Source organism: Variovorax sp., from assembly GCF_035634955.1.
Lineage (GTDB): Bacteria > Pseudomonadota > Gammaproteobacteria > Burkholderiales > Burkholderiaceae_C > Variovorax.
The window spans coordinates 31,869-48,001 of the sequence record NZ_DASQBZ010000020.1 but is presented as its reverse complement, the minus strand read 5'-3'; the positions used below and the strand labels follow the sequence as shown (position 1 = coordinate 48,001).

Here is a 16,133-nt window from a genome sequence, read left to right as displayed (position 1 = left end):
AGATTTGCCATAACAAGCCCCAAACGTGCATCATTGATCTGCAAATTTGCAAATCGATCAGGCATGGACTGGGACAATCTGCGCTACTTTCTCGAGCTCGCCCGCGCCGGCACGCTGGTGAGCGCCGCACGGCGGCTGGGCGTCGACCACACGACAGTGGCCCGGCGCATCCAGGCGCTGGAAAAGGAAATGGACACCGCGCTGTTCTCGCGCGAGTCCGGGGGCCACCGGCTGACCGAGGCAGGCCGCCGCCTTCAGCCGCAGGTCGAGGCGATGGAAGGCGCCTTCCGCGCCGTCGAGAGCGCGGCGCCGCCGGCGCCCGATGCCGGGCTGTCGGGCCTCGTGCGCATCGGCACCACGGAGGGCTTCGGCACCATGATGCTCGCGCCCCAGTTGGCGCAATTCGCCAAGGCGCACCCGAAGCTCGTGATCGACCTGCTGGCCATGCCCCGGCTGGTGCACCTGTCGCGTCGCGAGGCGGACATCGTCATCTCGCTGGAGCGCCCCGCGCGCGGGCCGGTGCTGATGAGCAGGCTGTGCGACTACGCCCTGCACCTGTACGCATCGCACGCGTACCTGGCCTCGCACCCTCCCATTGCCATGCGCGAGGACCTGCGCGGCCACACCTTCGTCAGCTACGTGGACGACCTGCTGTTCTCCAAGGAGCTGCAATACCTCGACGAGCTCTACCGCCCGGACACCTTTGCGCTGCGCAGCACCAGCATCCTGGCGCAGCACCAGGCGGTCGCCGCCGGCGCGGGCATCGCCGTGCTGCCGGCCTTCCTGGCCGGGCCGGACCCGCGGCTGGCGCGCCTGCTGCCGGAGCACGCCAGCTTCACCCGGACGTTCTGGATATCGATGCCGGCGGAAGCCAGGCAACTGCCGCGCATGCAGGCGGTGTGGAACTTCGTGCGCGACACCGTCGACCGGCAGCGCGCGCTGCTCCTGCCCGAGGCCACGGCCGGGCCCGGCGCGTCGTTGCGGGACCATTCACAGGCATAGGCAGACAACAAGAAGGGAGTGCAAATGCAGACAACGACAATCACCACTTGCATCGCAGGCCGCGGCTCCATGCGCCAGCGTCCGCCCGCGGGCCAGCGCATGTGGCGCGCCTGGCGCGCCGCGTGGTGCGCCGCCGCCATGCTGCTCGCGGCGGGCACCAGCGTGGCGGCCGCCACGCCGCCGCCGGCGACGGCACCGTCCGCTGCGGCAACGGCAGACGCAACCGACACGGACAAGGTCCTGCGGGTCGGCGTGAGCGAGGTGCCGCCATTCGTCATCCGTCAGCCGGACGGTCAATGGCGCGGCATCGCGGTGGATCTCTGGAGCCGCATCGCAAAGCAGCTCGGCTATCGCTTCGAATGGGTGCCCATGCCGTTTCGCGAATTGCTGCCGGCACTGCGCAACAACCAGCTCGACCTCGTGGTGGGCGCTCTGACCATGACGGCCGAACGCGAGGCGGTGATCGACTTCACCCATCCCTACTACCAGACGGGGCTGGCCATCGCCGTGCCGGCCGACGCGCGCGGCGGGGTCTGGTCCGCCATCGGGCAACTGCTGTCGCCGAAATTCCTGTTGCTCATGGCCGGACTGGCCGCCATGCTGCTGGTGGTGGGCGCCCTGGTGTGGCTGGCCGAGCGCCGGCGCAATGCCGAGCAGTTTCCACCGGACGCACGCACAGGCCTGGGCAACGGCTTCTGGTGGGCCGCCGTCACGATGACCACCGTCGGCTACGGCGACCGGGCGCCGGTCACCCTGGCCGGCCGGCTCCTGGCCATCGTCTGGATGTTCACCGCGCTGGTCGTCACGTCCACGTTCATTGCGGCAGTCACCAGCGCCATCACCGTCAACAGCCTCAGCGGCGACATCCAGGGTCAGGCCGACCTGCACCGCGCCAATGTGGCCACCGTCTCCGGAACCGCCGGCGAGACCTATCTGCGCGATGCGCAGATCCGGCGGACCGTGTTCGACAGTGTCGGCAAGGCGCTCGACGCGGTCCGCGGCGGCACCGCCGACGCGGTCGTGTACGACCTGCCGATCCTCCAATACCGCAATATGCAGCGCAGGGACGGCAAGCTGCACATCCTGCCGGGCACCTTCGACAACCAGTCTTACGCCTTTGCCCTGCGCAGCGGCAGCGCCTACCGCGAACCCGTCAACGAAGCGATCCTCGGCGTGGTGAACGGCAACGAGTGGCCCGCCCTGCGCGAGGCGTACGTGGGGCGCGGGCCGGGCAGTTGACGTCCATCGGCCGTCGCAGAACGCTGCGGCGGCCGCGCGCACAAGTCCTACAGACTGCCGATGGCACATCGGCCAGCATGACAGCGAGACATCCAGGGAGCGTGGCTCCCGCCTGCCCATGAACCCACCCACATCCGCCCCCAGCGCTGACACGCCACCGGCCGCATCCAGGCGCACGCGGAGTTGGCGCCGGGTTGTCGGCTGGACGCTGCTGGTGATCGTCGTGCTGGTCGGCGGTCTCGCGGTCTTTGCCGCCACCTTCGACTGGAACAGGGCGCGCCCGTGGATCGAGCAGCGCGTGGCCAAGGAAACAGGGCGCACGCTGCACATCGACGGCAACCTCGAACTCGAATGGCATCGCGGCGGCGCCGATCAGGGCGGCTGGCGCGCCTGGGTGCCGTGGCCGCAACTGACCGCGCACGACCTGCGTTTCAGCAACGCCGACTGGAGCAAGACGGGCGAGGAGATGGCCCGCCTGAGCACCTTGAGCGTCTCCCTCAATCCGCTGCCGCTGATGCAGCACACGGTGCGCATCACGGAGTTGGAGCTCGACGGGCCGCAGGTGGTTCTCGAGCGCCTCGCCGATGGGCGCAACAACTGGACCTTCGACCGCCCCGAAAGCAAGGAGCCTGCAGACAATGCCATGCCCTGGCGGCTCGAACTCGACCGCCTGGTCCTCAAGAAGGGCGGCCTGCACTACATCGACGAGCCGCTCAAGATCGACCTCACCGTCGCCGTCGACAGCATCGAGCCGCAGGACGGCGGGCCGTATGGCGTGCGCTGGACACTCAAGGGCAAGTACCAGCGCGCCACCCTCGAAGGCGAGGGTCGCGCCGGCGCCGTGCTCGACCTGCGCAACAACGAGCACCCTTTCCCGATCCAGGCGAAGGTGCGCGCGGGACGCACCCGCGCCGAAGTCGAGGGCACCTTGCTGCAGCCCACGTCGCTCGCAGGCCTCGACCTGAAGGTGTCCCTGGCCGGCCAGAGCATGGCCGACCTGTACAACCTGACCGGCGTGACGCTGCCCAAGACGCCGCCCTACAAGACGCAGGGCCGCCTCATCGGCCGCCTGGAAGAGGGCAACAAGAGCTGGACCTACCGCGAGTTCACAGGACAGGTCGGCCGCAGCGACATCGCCGGCACCCTTCAATACCTCTTGCGCCCCACGCGCCCGATGCTGCGCGGCAAGGTGCACTCCAAGCTGCTCCGGTTCGAAGACCTCGGTCCGCTGATCGGCGCGGGGCCGGCCGCCAGTCAGTCGGAGTTCGAGGAAAAGAAGGAAAGGCAGCCCGGGGACCGCGTGCTACCGGTCGCGGACTTCGACACCAAGAGCTGGGGCGCGATGGACGCCGACGTCGTCTTCGACGCCGATCGCATCGTGGCCGACGAGGACTTGCCCATCAATTCGCTGCATGCGGCCCTCAAGCTCGACAACCGAGTGCTCTCGCTGACTCCGCTCAATTTCGGCGTGGCGGGCGGCACGCTCGGGTCGGACATCAAGCTCGACGCCAGCAGCGGCACGATCGCCGCCGACACGCGCATGCGAATCAAGGCCCTGAAGATCGCAAAGCTGTTTCCCAAGCTCGAGAGCACGCATGCCAGCCTTGGCACGCTCAACGGCAGCGTCGCGCTGTCCGGCAAGGGCAACGACATCTCGACGCTGCTGGGCGACGCCGACGGCGAGGTCCGCGCCCTGATCGGCCAGGGCACCTTCAGCAAGCTGGTGCTCGAGGCGATGGGGCTGAACATCGGCAACGTCATCATGACCCAACTGTTCGGCGACGAGCAGGTCCAGCTCAATTGCCTGGCGGCGCGCTTCGACGTCAAGGACGGTCTCATGACCACCCGCGCCTTCGTGCTCGACACCAGCGAGACTCGCGTGGAGGTCACTGGAACGGTCAACCTCAAGTCCGAGGCGCTGTCGATGGACATGGTGCCGCGCAACAAGCAACTGCGCCTGCTGTCGCTGCGTGCCCCGCTGCACGTTCGAGGCAACTTCGCCAACCCCAACGTGAGCATCGACAAGCCCACCGTGGCGCTCAAGCTCGGGGCCGCTGCCGCCCTGTTCGCGGCTGCGCCCATCACCGCCCTGCTGCCACTGACCAGCCTCGATGTCGGTGAAGAGCCGGACACCGTCGGCTGCCGCGACCTGCTGCGCGCGGCAGCGGGCAAGGCGCAGGCGCCGAAAGCCAAGGCGCCGAGCAGCGCCAAGTCCGCCCAGGAACAGGCGCCGCAGAACCGCTAGGACGCGCCGGCCATGTCCGGCTGCCTCCGGCCGCCGCCCTCGCGCCGGCCGGCGTGGCGCCGCCGCGACGTCGATGTCCGGCGCCGCGCCCGAGTTCGCCCCGCCGATGCGGCCCATGCCCATTGGCGTATTGAACCTTTTGACTACATGCGCTTACATTCTCGGCGATCACGACCGGCGAGGCGATGTGCCATCGACCATGCCGCCCTCCCACCTCGTCATTGCCCAGGAGCATTCATGTTCGCCAGCCTGCAGTCAGCCCGTGAAAAGTCAGCCTACGAGAAGCGGTTCATGGCGAATCGCGAGGAAAACCTGTTCATGGGCTCGTTCGACAGCTTCGAGCACGCGCGCAGCCAGGTGCCTGCCTCGCACGCGGCCGGCTACGACAACGCCGAGGGGGCGAAGACGCTGTACAGCCACCAGATCTACAACTGGGACTATCCGGCGCTGTTCTGGATCGGCGATGCCGTGCAGAAGGGCATGCACCGGATCTTCGACCTGGGCGGGCACGTGGGCATCAAGTACTACGCCTTCCGGCGCGTGATCGACTTTCCCGCGCAACTGACCTGGCAGGTATGCGACCTGCCCGGGGTGGTAGAGACCGGCCGCGTCCTTGCTGCCGAACGGGATGCCGGCAACCAGTTGCGATTCGGCACCGACTGGCGCGAGGCGGACGGAACGGACGTTCTGTTCATCTCCGGTGCGCTGCAATACCTGCCGACGACGCTGGCCGAGATTCTCGGGGGCCTGCCGCACAAGCCGCGGCGCGTCCTGCTCAACACCACGGCGATGCACGGCGAGCGCACCATCTTCACGCACAACAGCATTGGCTTCGGCATCTGTCCGTACCGCATCCAGCACCAGGAGGAGATCCAGCGCGACCTCGTCGCGGCCGGCTACCGGCGCCGCGATGCATGGATCAACGAGGGCAAGCCGATCACCGTGCCGTTCGTCGACGGTGGCGACCTGCCCTACTACGGCGGCATGTGCTTCGACGCGCAGCCGGCGCGCTAACGCCGGACGACGCCAACCGGCGCACGACCCTCACTCCCATAGCGGCGGATGGCTGCCCGGCGGCATGGACGGGCGTGCGTAGCGCGCCGCCGTCCGTGCCAGTTGCGCGCTGTGGCGGATGGCGCACAGCGCGCCGAAGCCGGAGTCGGACGTCTCGAGCCACGGCGCCAGCGACGCCGGGGCAACCGCCTTCGGCCCCTCGGCGACACGCCCGAGCCGACGCAGCCATTGGCCGGTCTGCGCCAGCGACACCTGCACGTGCCAGCTGCCGCCCTCGCGCTGCTGGCGCCACAGCGCGGCGGCGGCGCCGAAGGCGATCAGGTAGCCGCTCGCCTCGTCCAGGATCTGCATGGGCATGGGGCGTGGCTGGGCATCGTCGCCGCCGAACGCCTGGCCTTCCTCGTGGTTGAAGCCCATGGCTGTCTGGACCAGTGAGTCGAAGCCGCGCCGCCCGGCCCACGGCCCCTGCGTGCCATAGGCGCTGAGCGAGACCGCCACGATGCCGGGCCGGATGCGCGCGAGCGCCTGCGGGCCGAAGCCCCGGGCCGCAATCGCGCCGGGACGGTAGCCCTGGATGAAGACGTGCGCGCCGGCCACCAGGCGACTCAGCTCGGCACGGCCGGCTTCACCGCGCAGGTCGACCTGCGCCGACCGCTTGCCGCGGCTCGTATCGGCAATGGCCGCGATGTTCGGCAGGTGCGGTGCGTTGACCAGCATCACGTCGCCACCGTAGGCGGCCAGCGCCTTGCCGCCGACCGGGCCGGCCAGGATGCGGGTGAGTTCGAGCACGCGGATGCCCGCGAGCGGCTGATCGTCGGCGCCCAACGGCGGCAAGGCCATCGGAGGTGCGCCATCGTCGATGCGTTCGATCGTCAACAGCGGCTGGCCGGCGAGCGACCGCCCCTGCGGCGTGGCGTCCCACGCATCGAAGGTTCGCAGCGCCGTCGCCACCAGGCCGGCGTCGGCAGCGGCGTCCTCGAAGTCGAGCGCGCGCCAGCGCAGCAGCGCGTCCTGCGCGTCCTCCCGGCGGGCGGTTGCCGGGTCGAGTCCGAGCAGGCGCAGCGCCCCATCGCGGTGATGCGCGAAGTTGGCGTGGACACGCACATGCCCGTCGGCGCACCGGTACAGCCCCGAGAACGGATCCCACAATTGCGGTGGCTCGCCGTCCAGGCTGAACCAGCCCGTGCATTCCACCGCCGCGGCGAGCATGTCGACCGCCACCCGCTGGCGCGGGGTGCCGCGCGCATGGCCGAGTTCGCAGGCAGCCAGCGCGGCCGCTGCGATGGTGCTTTGCGCGGCTGTGCCGACCGCGAAGAACGAAGGCAGCACCGGCTCCGCTCCGGTCAGGTCGACGAAGTCCAGGGCATCGGCGGGCAATCCCGCCAACTGCCAGAGCGAAGAAAGCGCGTCGCGTGGGGTCGTGAGGTTCATGTCCGGCTTTCTACGCCTACCAGCCGAGCTTGCGCGCTGCCTCCCCGAAAGCGCCCGCCGCATCGTCGGAAAAGTGAAACGCCGCAAGAAACTTGGCGCCGCTGTAGTCAGGCAGTTGCCGGCGGATGGCCGCGGCGATGCGGCGCGCCTCGGGCATCCGGCCGGCCAGTGCCAGGCAATGCGCCGCGATGCCCAGCACGTGCGCATGCGCGTTCGGCCGCGTGGCCGCCCTGGCAGCGAAGTCTGCCGCCTCGTCCAGCCGCCCCAGGCGCACCAGCGCCATTGCGCGCGCGCCGAGCATGGCGAACAGCATCGGATCGAAGGGGCTGAGCTGGCGCGACTGGTCGGCCGCGCGGATCGCCATCTCGGGATCGCCCGACTGGCTGTGGACGAAGGCGAGCGAATAGTGCCCCTGCGCGAAGTTGGGGCTCAGGCCCACGGCAGCCTGCAATTCGTCGAGCGAGGCGGGCGTCTCGCCCGCGAGCCACAAGGCGCGTCCCATGGCCCAGTGGGCCGCAGGGTCGCGGTCGTCCATCGCCAGGCTCTGGCCGGCGCATGCCAGGGCCGCCGCGACTTCGGGTTCGCGTTCTCCCCACTGCTGGAACGCCTGCTGGAAATGCGTGAACGACAACCCGGCATGGGCGCGCGCGAAGGTCGGGTCGAGTTGCAGCGCCTGGCGGAAGAACTGGCCGGCCTGGGCGTTGTCCTCCTGCCGAAAGCGGTACATGTGCCACAGCCCGCGGTGGTAGGCCTCCCAGGCATCGAGCGAGTCGGGCGGCTTGAGCATGGCGCGCTGGCGTTCGGCCACCTCGACCTCGCCGTCGATGGCGGCGACGATGCGCTGCCCGATCAGGTCGAGCACGCCGAATGTGTCGTCCAGCGCCTCGTCGAAGGATTCGTTCCACACCACCCGCGCGCTGCGCACCTCGATCAGTTCCACCCGAACCTGCAGCCGCATGCCCTGGCGCCGGACACGGCCGGCGGTCACGTAGTCCACGTGCAGCAGGCGGCCCGCCTCTTCCGGGCACAGACCGCGACGCCCGAGCGCGAACACCGTGCCCTGGGCGATGACGAAAAGGACGCGCAGCCTCGCCAGGCCCGAGATCACGTCATGGACCAGCGCCTCGGCCAGGCTCGACTGGGGGCCCGGCGTTGAACCCGGCTCGCCGGCGTCGAAAGGCATGACGGCGATCGACGCACGAGGCGACAGCCCGTGCTCAGCCAGCAGCCGTTGCCTTGGCGCCTCCGCGACGGGCGGCGCATGGGTGGGCGGCAGCGCCGGCGACTGCGCCTGGCCGCGGGCACGGCGCCAGGCATCGACGAGCGCCCCTGGATCGAGCGCCTCGGCCTCGAACTGGCGCACCGCCGCCGCCAGGTGCTCTTCGCCGTCCCGCCAGTTGCCACGGTGCGCGAACAGCGCCAGCAGACGCGCGTGCGCCGTGCGATCGAACGGCGCAATCTGCAGCCAGTCGCCGAGTACACGCTGCGCCTGTTCGTGTGCGTCGGCCGGCAGACGGCCTTCCAGCGCTTCCAGCACTGCCACCCGTGCGGCGCGAAAGCGCCGCCGCTGACCGGTGAGCCAGGTGCCGTATGCCGGGCACCGGTCGAGTTCGAGCCCTTCGAGAAATTCGCCATGAAAGCGTGCCGCGAGGCCGGCAAGCTGCTCGGCGGAAAGGCCGCCCAGCCCATCCTGCACGACGCGCGCGATGGCCAGTGCGTCGACCTCGACGTCGCCGGTGTCCAGCCACACCCGTTCGTCCGCCGCCAGCAGACGCGGGCGGCCGGGCGAATCGACCAGCGCGCGCAGCTTGCTCAGGCAGCCGCGCAGTTCACCGCGAGGATCGTCGGGCACCGGCCAGAGGAGTTCGCACAGGTGTTCGCGGCTGGGCGGCGCGGGCGCCACGGCCAGGTATGCCAGCAGCGCGCGCACCTTGCGCGATGCGGGCATCGGCGGGGCCTGGCCATCCTTGCGCAGCGCCAGCCGGCCCAGCAGGCGGATCGAGACGGCTTGGGGCGACGACGAATCCACGCCATCTGCCACGCCGGCTACCACGGCGCGCCTCCAGCATGGACCCCGGAGCAGCACCGGCGCAGCCGGACCGAGGCTCCGTCATTCAACCTGATGAGGAGAACCGCCATGTCCGCCACCACCGCCACCGTTGATCTCGCCGCCGCGAAGGCACGCCAGCATGCCGCCTGGTCCTCGGGCGACTATGCCGTCGTCGGCACCACACTGCAAATCGTCGGAGAAACCCTGTGCGAGGCGCTGGATGTGCGCTCGGGCCAGAAACTGCTGGACGTGGCTGCCGGCAACGGCAACATCGCGCTGGCCGCCGCCCGGCGCGGCTGCGAAGTCACCGCCAGCGACTACGTTGCCGCCCTCCTCGACCGCGCTGCCGAACGCGCCGCCGCCGAGCGGCTGCCGATCGCCACGCGCGAGGCCGATGCGGAAACCCTGCCTTTCGGCGCCAGCACCTTCGACGTCGTCGTGTCCACCTTCGGCGTGATGTTCACGCCGGACCAGGACCGTGCCGCGGCGGAACTGGTGCGGGTGTGCCGGCCGGGCGGCAAGATCGGCCTGGCCAACTGGACGCCTTCGGGCTTCATCGGCCAGCTCTTCAAGACCATCGGCGGCCACCTGCCGCCCCCTGCGGGCGTGCATTCGCCGTCGCGCTGGGGCACGCCGGAGTTCATTCGCGAACGTTTCGAGGAGCACGCCTCGGCCATCGAGATGAACTCGCGGCACTTCACGTTCCGCTACCGCTCGATCGCGCACTGGCTCGACGTCTTCCGCAACACCTACGGACCGATGCTCAAGGCCTTTGCCGCCCTGGACGTGGCGGCCCAGGCGCGCCTGGCGGACGATCTCGCCGCGCTGGCTGCGCGATTCAACCGATCCGGGGACGGCACCATGGTGGTGCCGGGCGAGTACCTCGAAGTGGTGATCGTGCGCCGCTGAGCGGCACGGCGCGCGGCGCTACCAACGCACCTTCACGCCCACCCCGGCGTTGATGCCGCCGTCGGTGTCGGTGCTGCTGCCGCCCGAGCCCCACATCTGGCCGACCTCGCCGTACAGGCTGACGGCCGGGCTCAACTGCCAGGTGGTGCCAGCGGCCAGTTCGGTCCGCAATCCGCCGGTGCTGGTGTAGATGTTCGTCGCGGCAGCCGGTCCGATGAACCGTGCCACGTCCGTGCCGCCGCTGCCGCGGTAGACATTGAGCCGGGCATAGGGTTGCAGCAGGCCGGCTCCGGTGCTGAACTCGCCCTTGACCCGCATGCCGATGCGCAGCAGCCAGGCGCTGTCCGCGTCCTGCTGCACCCGCGCGCCGCTGATTTCGACATCGTCCATGTCGATGCGCTGATGGACCAACTGGACCTGCGGCTCGACCGTCCAGCCCGGCGCCACCGGGAAGGACTTGCCGGCCTCGACCGAGGCGAGCATCGAGTTGCCCTTGCCGCTGGCGGCTGCCGCCGTGGCCGGGTCGACGTCGTAGCGCAGGCGGCCGCCCTGGAGCACGCCGTCGACGTAAATGCCGCCGGCGCCGGTCCAGGTGGCGTAGGCGCCGAGGTACTGCGCGCGCAGGTCGTTGCGGCCCACGGCCAAGTCCCGGACGCCGCGCGCGAAACCATTCACGTCCATGTCGCCGTCGAGCTGGCCGACATAGACGCCTGCCCGCCACTGCGCATCCGCCCACAGGTCGGTGCCGGCCTGGAACCCGTCCAGGCGGCCCTCGCTGCGCGGTCCGACCGTGCCGGTCTGGTCGATGTCGCGCTCCATGCTGATGATGCGACCCCACGCCTGCCGCTCGCGCACTGCGCCCGCGCCGGCCTCGTCGCCCACGCGCTGGTGCAGGTTGCCCACCATCGACAGGCCGGCTTCGCGAAACTGCTCCGGCAGGGCCGCGAACAGCGGCACTTCGGCGCGGTATAGCGGCACCGGCGCGGGCGCTGGCGGCAGAGCGGGCGCCGGTGCCGGCGCCTGGGCCTGCGGTGCGGGGGCCGGTGCGGGCGGCGCGGGCGGCGCCGGGGGCGCGGGCGTCGTATCCGTCGAGCGCAGGTACCAGTTCTCGCCGGCGCCGTTGGCATCGGCCGCCTGCAGGCGGTATTCGAAGGCGCCGGCATCCACGTGGCCGCCGGCCAGGCTGAAGGCATCCTTGCTGGTCTGGGCGGTGGTGGTCGCGCCGCCGACGGCGCTGATCACCTCGATCCCGTTGCCGCTGGTCAGGGCCCCCAGCCCGCCAAGCCGGATGATCTCGATGCTGGTGTTGCCGCTGGCGACCGCGCCGGGTCCGCTGAGCACCAGCCGGTCGGTCGCGCTGGTGCTGTCGCCCAGTACGGTGCCCAGACGCAGGGTTCCGTTCTGGCCGACCCAGGGGCCGGTGACCGTCAGCGTCGCGCCGGGCGTCGCGCCCGCGAGGTTGACGGTGCCGGCATTGGTCACGCCCGCGACCTGCTGGCTGTAGCCGGCCAGGTCCATCGTAGCGCCTGCGGCCACGGTGTGGGCCGATGCCGCGCTGAAGGTGCCGGCTGCGCCGGCGCGCAGGGTACCGGCGGTCACCTGGGTGGCGCCGGTGTAGGTATTGCTGCCGCTCAGCACGAGGGTGCCGGCGCCCGTCTTGGCCAACGCGCCGCTTCCGGCGATCTCGCCGGCGAAGTTGCCCTGGCGGACCTCGATGCTCGGCGCGCCGGTCACCCGGCCGGCGCCTTGCAGATCGACGATGGTGCCGGCGGCACCCGCGTAATCCAGGCTGGCGCCGCCATCCACCGTGGTGGATGCGAAGGTGCTGGTCAGCGCATTCAGCGAGCCGCCGGTCAGCGTGCCGCCCGCCACGCGAAGCGTTCCGGGCGACCCGTCCGTCACGGTGGCACCCGCGGCCGGCAGGACGACCGTGCCGGCGTCCGCGGCACTGCCCACGACCAGGCCCGGGTTCTGTCCGAGACTCAGGTTCGACAGGCTCATCGTGGTCCCGGTGGCCGCCCCGATCGACGCGTCGCCGGAAACGGCGATGCCGGGGTTGGACACGGTGATGTTCGCCGTGCCCACCAGCGAGCCGCCGTGCGTCAGCGTCACCGTTCCGGTGCCCAGGCCCTGCCCGTCACCGAGACGGACATGGCCGCCGTCGATCGTGGTGGATCCGGTGTAGCTGTTGGCGCCGGCCATCGTGACCGTCCCCGCGCCGGTGACGGTCAGCGCGGCGCTGCCGGACACGCGGCCCGATGCGGGGCCCGACACCTGCAGGCCGGCACCGGCGCTGGCGTCGACCGTCGTCGCCCCGCCCAGCACGAGCCCGTCCAGCGCCAGCCCGGGTGCTTGCGCCGCGATGGCGGCGGTGGCGCCGCTGCCGACCACTACGGCGCCTGCAAGCGTCGAGCCCGCCCCGAGCGTCAGCGCGTTGCTGCCACCGTCGAACTGCACCGCGGCGGCGCGCGTCGCGCCATCGCCCCCGAGCCCGCCGGCAATCGCGCCGGTGTTCACGATCTGCAGGTTTGCACCCACGACGCCGGTGCCGCCGGCACCGTTTGCCCCTGTGGCGCCGCCGTTGGTGCTGGCGCCGCCCGCGCCGCCGTGCCCTCCTGCGATGGCACCGCTGTTGGTGACGGCCGTGGGACCGGCGGTCTGCAGCAGCAGGCCGGCACCGCCGTCGCCACCGCCGCCCGGCGCACCTTGCCCGGCCGTGCCACCGCCGCTGGTGCCGCCGTTGCCGCCCGCGCCGCCGACGATGCTGCCGCTGTTGGTCACGGTTGCCACGTTGCCGAGCAAGGTCACGCCAGCGCCGCCTTCTCCGCCGCCGCCACCAGCGGCGTTGTACTGCGGCGTTGCCGATTCCGAGCCGCCCGATCCGCCGGCCCCGCCGGTCGCGCTGCCGCTGTTGTCGAAACCACCCGTCGCGCCGACGAAGGTCGCGTGGATACCTGCGCCGCCAGCGCCACCACCGCCACTTTGCGAGTCGGCATTGCCGCCGGCCCCGCCGCTGCCGCCCGTGGAAGTGCCGGCGTTGCCGTAGGTGCTCGTCACGGTGACCAGCGAGCCCGCGCCGCCGGCGCCACCACCACCCGCGGCCCAGAAGGCAGTGCCACCGGCACCGCCGTTGCCGCCGGTGTGGATGCCGCCATCCGTCGCGCTCAGGTAGCTGCCTTCGAAGCCGTAGTAGCCGCCTCCTCCGCCGCCGCCGTAGCCTGTCGGCTGCGATTGGCCGGCCGCCCCGCTACGGCCCTGCGTGATTCCGGGCCCGAGCGTGTCGACGCCGTTGCCGGCGGCTCCGCCCGAACCTTGCGGCGCGCCGGTGAAGTCGCCGACGTCCGCATCTGTTCCAGCCGTCACCCCGGACGGTGTAGAGGCGCCGCCGGCCCCGGCGGTCGCGCGCACGTTCGTGTCATTGACGCCACCTTGTCCACCGCTGCCGGCACTGCCGCCAGCTCCCCCCCAGAGAATGGGCTGAACCGGTTGCCCGCCGGCACCGCCGGCAGCCCAACCCGCTGCGGGCGCCATGCACAGTGCCGCCGCGGCGGCGACCGCCGTCAGGCAGTGGCGAACGATAGGCACGCACGCGCCGGCGCGCGATGAGCGGCGGCGGTTGACGATTTCGGCGGTGGCCACCCAGGCGCCGAGGGCCTGGTTCCAGACGGTACGGTAGGTCTTGTTCATCAGCGATCGTTTCTGTAATTCGCAGATACGAACGGCGTTGCGCCGCCGCATCGGCGAAGGAAAAACACGCGAACAATGTAACCTATCGTTTACGTTTTCATCTAGTAAGTAACACTTAAGTTGCTAACCTACAGCCGGCCTATGCCCTTCGGCCAATTCCGCCGATTCAGCCTCAGTCCACCAGTTCGAAGCTGGCCTGCTGGACGTCCTGCGAATCCAGGCCCAGCTGCACGTTGAATTGCCCTGCTTCTGCGCCGTATTCGAGCTTGGCGTTGAAGAACTTCAACAGATCCTCGGTCAGGACGAAACGCAGGGTGCGCGTCTCGCCGGGCTTGAGCCTCACCTTCTGGAAGTCCTTCAGTTCCTTGACCGGACGCACCACCGAAGCCGAGACGTCCTGCAGGTACAGCTGCACCACGGTGGCGCCGGCGCGGTCGCCCGTGTTGGTGACGTCCACCATCGCCTCGACCTTGCCGCCCCGCTTCATCGTGGGGCTGGACAGCTTCATCTCGCCGAGGCTGAAGGTGCTGTAGCTCAGCCCGTAGCCGAACGGATAGAGCGGGCCCTGCGGCTGGTCGAAGTACTGCGAGGTGTAGTTGCCGGGCTTGCCCGGCGTGAAAGGCCGGCCCAGGCGCGGGTGGTTGTAGTAGGTGGGAATCTGCCCGACCGACCGCGGCAGGGAGATCGGCAGCTTGCCGGACGGATTGGCATCGCCGAACAGGACGTCGGCCACGCCGTGGCCGCCTTCGGTACCGGCGAACCAGGTCTCGAGCATCGCGTCGGCGTTGTCCTTTTCCCAGTTGAGCGTCAGCGGGCGCCCGTTCATCAGCACCAGCACCAGCGGCTTGCCCGTGGCCTTGAGTGCCTTGAGCAGCGCCTGCTGGCTCTCGGGCAGGTCGATCCGGGTGCGGCTGGACGATTCGTGCGACATGCCGCGCGCCTCGCCGACGGCGGCCACGATCACGTCGGCCTGGCGCGCGGTGGCCACGGCCTCGTCGATCATGGCCTGCGGCGAGCGCGGGTCCTGCGTCACCTCGGGCTCGTCCCAGTTGAGGAAATTCAGGTACTTGACGATCTCATCGTCGTTGGTCACGTTGGCGCCGCGCGCGTACAGCAGCTTGCCGCGCTGGCCGGCCAGCGCCGCCTCCATGCCGGTCTTGAGGGTCACGGTCTGCTTGGCCACGCCCTGGCCCGACCACACGCCCAGCATGTCCACCTGCGAGTCGGCCAGCGGGCCCACCAGCGCGATGGTGGCACCCTTGGACAAGGGCAGCGTCTTGTTGCGGTTCTCCAGCAGCACCAGCGACTCGCGCGCCACCTCGCGTGCCGGCGCGCGATGCAGGCGGCTGTCCGCCTTCAGGTCCGGCGGATCGTTCTCGGGCTTGCCGATGCGCAGGAACGGATCCTTGAACAGGCCCATGTCGTACTTGGCGCCCAGCACTTCGCGCACTGCGTTGTCGATCTCGGCCATGCTCACCTCGCCCGAGGCGACCAGTCCCGGCAGCTCCTTGATGTAGACCTTGTCGGCCATGCTCATGTCGACGCCGGCCTTGATGGCCAGCTTGGCCGCCTCGGTGTCGTTGCGCGCCACGCCGTGGTTGACCAGTTCGGTGATGGCGCCGTGATCGCTAACCGTCACGCCCTTGAAGCCCCATTGCTTGCGCAGCAGGTCCTGCAGCAGCCAGGTGTTGGCCGAGGCCGGCACGCCGTTGACGGTGTTGAGCGCGATCATCACGCCGCCGGCACCGGCATCGATGGCTGCGCGGTACGGCGGCAGGTAGTCGTTGTACATGCGCATCGGGCTCATGTCGACGACGTTGTAGTCGCGCCCGCCCTCGACCGCGCCGTACAGCGCGAAGTGCTTGACCGAGGCCATGATGCTGTCGCTCTTGGCGGCCGAGCCGTTCTGGAAGCCCTGCACCATCGCGCGCGCGAGTTGCGACACCAGGTGCGGGTCTTCGCCGAAGCCTTCCGACGTGCGACCCCAGCGCGGATCGCGCGCGATGTCGACGGTCGGCGCGAAGGTCATGTCGATGCCGTCTGCCGAGGCCTCCTGCGCGGCGATGCGGGCCACCTTCCTGACCGCTTCCAAGTCCCAGCTCGATGCCAGGCCCAGCCCGATCGGAAACGACGTGCGGTGCCCGTGGACCACGTCGTAGGCGAACAGCATCGGGATCTTCAGGCGGCTGCGCTCCACCGCGGCTTGCTGCAGCGGCCGCTGCTCCTGGTGGTTGACCGAATTGAACGTGCCGCCCACGCGGCCGGCCGCGACTTCCTCGGCCAGTTGCGGCGCCGGCATTTCGGGGCCGATGCTGATCAGGCGCAGTTGCCCGACCTTCTCGGCCAGGGTCATCTGACGCATGAGGTCGTCGACGAATGCCTTCTTGTCGCCCATCAGGGCGGGGTTGGGTTGTGCGAACGCGAGCGGACAGCTCAGGGCGAGCGCGGCGGCAGCCGCGTAGGACAACTTCGACGACGGCAAGAAGAACTCCTCGGGGATACGGGCAGGACGCCGGATGATTCGGCGCGGGCATCTTAACGTTGACCCGCGAGGCG

At 70.2% G+C, this 16,133-nt stretch carries 9 protein-coding genes; 5 read left to right on the top strand and 4 right to left on the bottom strand.

All coding sequences use genetic code 11. From position 1 onward, the window contains the following. Positions 1 to 63: 63 nt before the first annotated feature. From VES41_RS09590 to VES41_RS09575, 4 genes are all read left to right on the top strand, one after another. Complete coding sequence (locus tag VES41_RS09590) at positions 64 to 1,002, top strand: LysR family transcriptional regulator (protein WP_324816049.1); 939 nt, start codon at positions 64 to 66, stop codon at positions 1,000 to 1,002. Between the two features lie 24 nt (positions 1,003 to 1,026). Next, the gene (locus tag VES41_RS09585; protein WP_324816047.1) at positions 1,027 to 2,241 is read left to right on the top strand and encodes a transporter substrate-binding domain-containing protein; all 1,215 of its coding nucleotides are present in this window, start codon (positions 1,027 to 1,029) and stop codon (positions 2,239 to 2,241) included. Between the two features lie 118 nt (positions 2,242 to 2,359). Next, positions 2,360 to 4,486 (top strand): AsmA family protein, encoded by a 2,127-nt coding sequence (locus VES41_RS09580; RefSeq protein ID WP_324816045.1) that lies wholly within the window; start codon positions 2,360 to 2,362, stop codon positions 4,484 to 4,486. Positions 4,487 to 4,723: 237 nt separating this feature from the next. Next, on the top strand, positions 4,724 to 5,500 hold the full coding sequence (locus VES41_RS09575) for a TIGR04325 family methyltransferase (protein ID WP_324816042.1): 777 nt from the start codon (positions 4,724 to 4,726) through the stop codon (positions 5,498 to 5,500). 30 nt (positions 5,501 to 5,530) lie between these two features. Here VES41_RS09575 and VES41_RS09570 read toward each other — a convergent pair whose 3' ends face one another. Both VES41_RS09570 and VES41_RS09565 read right to left on the bottom strand, forming a co-directional pair. After that, positions 5,531 to 6,931, bottom strand: a complete 1,401-nt coding sequence (locus tag VES41_RS09570) for a CoA transferase (protein ID WP_324816040.1) — start codon at positions 6,929 to 6,931, stop codon at positions 5,531 to 5,533. Positions 6,932 to 6,947: 16 nt separating this feature from the next. After that, positions 6,948 to 8,984 (bottom strand): transcriptional regulator, encoded by a 2,037-nt coding sequence (locus tag VES41_RS09565; RefSeq protein WP_324816038.1) that lies wholly within the window; start codon positions 8,982 to 8,984, stop codon positions 6,948 to 6,950. A gap of 84 nt (positions 8,985 to 9,068) precedes the next feature. Between VES41_RS09565 and VES41_RS09560 the strand changes: the two genes are divergently transcribed. Next, complete coding sequence (locus tag VES41_RS09560; protein ID WP_324816036.1) at positions 9,069 to 9,890, top strand: class I SAM-dependent methyltransferase; 822 nt, start codon at positions 9,069 to 9,071, stop codon at positions 9,888 to 9,890. Positions 9,891 to 9,908: 18 nt separating this feature from the next. Here the strand turns inward: VES41_RS09560 and VES41_RS09555 are convergent, their stop codons facing one another. Together VES41_RS09555 and bglX are read right to left on the bottom strand one after the other, a co-directional pair. After that, positions 9,909 to 13,577 carry an autotransporter outer membrane beta-barrel domain-containing protein gene (locus VES41_RS09555; RefSeq protein ID WP_324816034.1) on the bottom strand — a complete coding sequence of 1,223 codons (3,669 nt, stop codon included), beginning with the start codon at positions 13,575 to 13,577 and terminating at the stop codon, positions 9,909 to 9,911. 172 nt (positions 13,578 to 13,749) lie between these two features. After that, a complete protein-coding gene (gene bglX, locus VES41_RS09550) occupies positions 13,750 to 16,059 on the bottom strand; it encodes a beta-glucosidase BglX (protein WP_324816032.1) in 2,310 nt (769 codons plus the stop codon). Positions 16,060 to 16,133: the final 74 nt, after the last annotated feature.

Excerpts from the sequence above, each read along its gene's own strand:
- VES41_RS09560 (WP_324816036.1), top strand. The coding sequence starts at position 9,069 with ATGTCCGCCACCACCGCCACCGTTGATCTCGCCGCCGCGAAGGCACGC.
- VES41_RS09580 (WP_324816045.1), top strand. The coding sequence starts at position 2,360 with ATGAACCCACCCACATCCGCCCCCAGCGCTGACACGCCACCGGCCGCA.
- VES41_RS09575 (WP_324816042.1), top strand. The coding sequence starts at position 4,724 with ATGTTCGCCAGCCTGCAGTCAGCCCGTGAAAAGTCAGCCTACGAGAAG.
- VES41_RS09585 (WP_324816047.1), top strand. The coding sequence starts at position 1,027 with ATGCAGACAACGACAATCACCACTTGCATCGCAGGCCGCGGCTCCATG.
- VES41_RS09555 (WP_324816034.1), bottom strand. The coding sequence starts at position 13,577 with ATGAACAAGACCTACCGTACCGTCTGGAACCAGGCCCTCGGCGCCTGG.
- VES41_RS09570 (WP_324816040.1), bottom strand. The coding sequence starts at position 6,931 with ATGAACCTCACGACCCCACGCGACGCGCTTTCTTCGCTCTGGCAGTTG.
- VES41_RS09590 (WP_324816049.1), top strand. The coding sequence starts at position 64 with ATGGACTGGGACAATCTGCGCTACTTTCTCGAGCTCGCCCGCGCCGGC.